The sequence below is a fragment of the Anaerotalea alkaliphila genome (assembly GCF_010179735.1).
GTDB lineage: Bacteria > Bacillota > Clostridia > Lachnospirales > Vallitaleaceae > Anaerotalea > Anaerotalea alkaliphila.
In genome coordinates this window covers 1-1,827 of sequence record NZ_JAAEEH010000081.1, presented here as the reverse complement: position 1 = coordinate 1,827, position 1,827 = coordinate 1, and the positions used below count along the sequence as shown (strand labels likewise).

At 54.0% G+C, this 1,827-nt stretch carries 1 protein-coding gene; it reads left to right on the top strand.

All coding sequences use genetic code 11. The features are described from left to right. Window positions 1–134: 134 nt before the first annotated feature. On the top strand, window positions 135–1,529 hold the full coding sequence (locus GXN74_RS14185; protein ID WP_162371586.1) for an ISNCY family transposase: 1,395 nt from the start codon (window positions 135–137) through the stop codon (window positions 1,527–1,529). Window positions 1,530–1,827: the final 298 nt, after the last annotated feature.

Sequence of the window (1,827 nt, the reverse complement as noted above, 5' to 3'; positions counted from 1 at the left end):
TCTGATTCACATATGATAATGTCCTATTGTAACGCAAATGATTATGTCCCACTTCCGGTCATGGTGTACAATGAACCTCATGCGACAAAATACAATACATCGAGGTGGCCGCTATCAGAAAGGTAGACTTGCAAATGACAGAGGAATACAGATACGACGTGATCAAGAAACTCGTCGATACGGACGGCAACAAGAAGAATGCAGCCAAGAAGCTGGGTTGCACCACAAGGCACATCAACCGCATGGTCAAGGGCTACAAGTCCCTGGGCAAGGCCTTCTTCATCCATGGGAACCGTGGAAGGAAGCCCGTCAGCACCCTGCCCCCAGAGACCAGGAAGTCCATCCAGGACCTGTACCTCACCAAATATGCGGAAGCCAACCATACCCACTACGCCGAGCTTCTGCAAAAACACGAGGAAATCAATGCGTCCCCAAGCACCGTGCGCAACATCCTCATGGATTCCGGCAGACTCTCGCCCAAGGCCAGACGCACCACCAAGGCCCGGGCACGCAAGGCGCTGGAAGCCAAGCGGCAGGCGGCCACCTCCAAGAGGGAGCTGGACCGGATCACAACGGAACTCCTTCTCCTGGACGATCCCCATCCCAGACGCCCCCGCTGCGCCAACTTCGGCGAGATGATCCAGATGGACGCCTCTGTACACTTGTGGTTCGGCGACACAAAAACCCAGCTCCATGCCGCCGTGGACGACTCCACAGGCTGCATCGTAGGCGCCTACTTTGACTATCAGGAAACCCTGAAGGGCTACTACAACGTCTTCCGCCAAATCCTTCAGAACCATGGCATCCCCTACATGTTCTACACGGACAGGCGCACCGTTTTCGAATACAAACTAAAAGGGTCCCCTTCCATAGAAGAGGACACCTTTACTCAATTCGGCTACGCCTGCAAACAGCTCGGAGTCGAAATTGTCACCACAAGCATCCCCCAGGCCAAAGGGCGCGTTGAACGCTTGTTTCAAACCTTGCAATCACGCTTGCCCCTCGAACTAAGACTGGCGGGCGCTACAACCATAGAGCAGGCTAACGCATTCTTGGATTCCTACATACAAGAATACAACGCTCGTTTTGCACTACCGGTCAATCATACCAAATCTGTCTTCGAAACACAACCGGGTAATGAAACAATCAATCTTACCCTTGCCGTCCTTGCCAACCGCAAGGTCGACAGCGGCCATTCCATCCGCTTCGACAACTCTTTCTATACGCCCGTGACTTCAAACGGCTTCCCGGCCTACTACCGCAAGGGAACAGACGCCCTAGTCATCAAGGCCTTCGATGGAAGCCTCTTTGCATCCATCAACGAGACGGTCTACGCCCTTGACCTGATCCCCACCCACGAGCGTGCCTCGAGGAACTTCGCCGCACAGCATGCAGCGCCTGCCCCCAAACCCAAGAAACGCCATGTCCCTTCCATGTCCCATCCCTGGAAACGCAATTCTTTCGTTCAGTACGTGAACACGCAGCCGCACCGCCAGGATCAGCTCCTGGACTCCGTAGCACACGTCTAGCTCCTGGGTTGCGCGCTACGGCGACTACCCGCCCAAAGGCCTTTATGCCGCGAAAGCCTGTTTATAGCGAGTTGATGGCATGTTATGCTTGTTTGCAAGGCATCCCATGCTTCCTTGCCGTGCCCAAAAACCACAGGGATGCCTCCTATGCCTTGAAACATGCCATGGGAGGCTCGCTGTAAACAGGTCCGTGGAATAAATGCCGCTCCCTTGCATCACGCCCAAGACCAAAAAAGCACCAGCAATAGCTGGTGCCTATGTTATAAGTTTTTCGGGACATTTTCAAAAACGCTTGACA

Bases quoted from the DNA above. Each gene is read 5' to 3' on its own strand.
- GXN74_RS14185 (WP_162371586.1), top strand. From the start codon at position 135: ATGACAGAGGAATACAGATACGACGTGATCAAGAAACTCGTCGATACG.